The organism is Rhizobium sp. 16-488-2b, assembly GCF_017741815.1.
Lineage (GTDB): Bacteria > Pseudomonadota > Alphaproteobacteria > Rhizobiales > Rhizobiaceae > Rhizobium.
In genome coordinates, this window is record NZ_JAGHMF010000028.1 from 1 (window position 1) to 2,333 (window position 2,333).

The window sequence follows — 2,333 nt, forward strand, 5'->3', positions numbered from 1 at the left end:
TGTCAGTACCGGAGCAATACTCCTCATTAGTGCCGTTTGAATCTTCCCCAGGTGCTGCGGCCGCTGGTCTTCCGGGGCGCGCCCCGGAAGACCAGCGGCGCGTCATCGCCGATACTCCTTCCGATGGTCGGAAGGGGGACATTGGTGATCAAGCTGAGGGAGACGATCATGATCCTGGATCTGCATCAGCAGGGGCTGACGGTGTCGGCTATTTCCAGAGAAACAGGCATCGATCGCAAGACGGTGCGCAAATACATTGAACGAGGCCTTGAGGCTCCGGCTTATGGACCGAGAAAGCCTCGCGCGACGGTTATCGATCCGTTCGCTTCATACCTGCGGGAGCGGGTGAAGGCCTATCCCGGTCTCACTGGCAGTCGGTTGCTCCGAGAACTCCGGGATCGAGGTTATGCCGGCGGTTACACCGCCGTCACAGACTTTCTTCGTGACGTGCGACCTCCGGCGAATCCAGGTTTCGAAGTTCGCTTCGAGACGCCGCCAGGCGAACAGGCCCAAGTCGATTTTGCCCAGTTCCATGTCGTTTTCACCGATGAGCCAATGACACCAAGGATCGTCTGGTTGTTCTCGATGGTGTTGGGGCACAGTCGCCTCATCTGGGCTCGCTTCGTCATGCACCAGAACCTGCCGACCGTCTTACGGTGCCACATCGCCGCTTTCGAGGCGATTGGTGGTGCGCCGCGGGAGGTGCTCTACGATCGGATGAAGACTGCCGTTATCGGCGAAGGTCAGACGGAGGGCATCATCTATAACCGTGCTCTCATCGATCTGGCCCGCCATTATGGATTCCATCCTAAGGCGTGCAAGGCCTACCGAGCCAAGACAAAAGGCAAGGTTGAGCGGCCGTTTCGGTATATCCGCGAAGACTTCTTCCTGGCTCGGTCGTTCCGCAATCTCGACGACATGAACGCCCAGCTCCGGCACTGGCTCGACACCGTCGCCAATCCAAGGAAGCACGCGACGACCCAGCGTGTCGTCAACGAGGCCTTCGCCGAGGAGCGGCCGTATCTGCGGCCGCTACCACTGGCACCGTTCAAGTCCGTTCTAAAGCTGGAGCGCCGCGTATCGCGGGAAGGCATGGTCAGCGTCGGCGGCAATACCTACAGCGTTCCGGATGCGACCCGCAGTCGAACCGTAGAGGTTCATTCGCTTGCCGACGAGGTCCGCATCTTCGAGAACGGCACAATGATCGCGGCTCACCCTGTCCTGGAAGGACGTAAACAACGCCGGATTCATCCTGATCACCGACGAGCAATCACGATGCAACACTGGCCACAAACACGAGGCGAAGCAGTTGTCGTCAAACCCGCCGGCGACACCGTGCTGCAGCGGTCTCTCGCCTTTTATGACGCCGTCGGCAAGGTCTTGGCAAAGGAGAACCGCCCATGAGCGCAACACTTGATGCCGTACCGACCATGATCGACCGTATTCGCCATGACCTGGTCGGCCTGAAGATGCCGCGCGCACTGGAGGCGCTCGACCATGTTGTGCGACGCCTCGAACACGGCGAGCTGTCTGCCCTTGAAGCGATCGATATCCTGCTTTCCGAGGAGTTGACCCTGCGCGAGAACAGCCGCATCAAGACGGCGCTACGAATGGGCCGGCTTGCGACGATCAAGACACTCGCTGGTTTCGACTTCACCTTCCAGCCTTCGCTCGACCGCGATCGTATCTTCACCCTGGCGCAGCTTGGCTTCGTCGATCGACACGAGGCCGTGCATTTCCTCGGTCCACCTGGAACCGGCAAGAGTCATCTTGCCACGGCGCTCGGCGTCGAAGCCGTAAAGTCTGGAAAGAGCGTCTACTTCACGAACCTTGCCGACCTCATAGGTTCGCTGGCCCGTTCAGAACGAGAGGGTCGACTTCAGGAGCGCATTCGCTTCTTCTGCAGGCCAAGCCTGCTCATCGTCGATGAGATAGGATATCTGCCGGTCGTCCAGGGTGGCGGCAATCTGTTCTTCCAACTCGTGAACGCCCGATATGAACGAGGTGCGATGATCCTGACGTCAAACCGAGGCTTCGCTGAATGGGGCGATGTTTTTGGCGAACCTGTCGTCGCCACCGCCCTGCTCGACAGACTGCTTCATCACGCCGTCGTCGTGCAAATTGAAGGGTCAAGTTACCGGTTGCGGCAGCACGCCGAACTCATGCCGGAGCACGTGCGATCCAAAGCCCTGATAGCGCCCCCGGCATTCGCACCACCTCAAAAGCCACGCGGCCGGCCGCCGAAAAATCCTCAATTCGCCCTGTCGTCCACGTCGGCATAAGTGGGGAATTTTACTTCGGCGCTAATGGGGAAAATTCACCCGGCATTGACA

General features: G+C 59.4%; 2 protein-coding genes. Both read left to right on the forward strand.

Annotated elements, in window-relative coordinates; translation table 11 throughout:
* Nucleotides 1-144: 144 nt before the first annotated feature.
* Nucleotides 145-1,404, forward strand: coding sequence for an IS21 family transposase (gene istA, locus J5286_RS22200; protein ID WP_209192035.1), 1,260 nt, complete (start codon nucleotides 145-147; stop codon nucleotides 1,402-1,404).
* Nucleotides 1,401-2,282: an IS21-like element helper ATPase IstB gene (gene istB / locus J5286_RS22205; RefSeq protein WP_209192034.1), complete on the forward strand. Its 882-nt coding sequence runs from the start codon at nucleotides 1,401-1,403 to the stop codon at nucleotides 2,280-2,282. Before istA ends, istB begins: the two co-directional genes overlap by 4 nt.
* Nucleotides 2,283-2,333 lie beyond the last annotated feature (51 nt).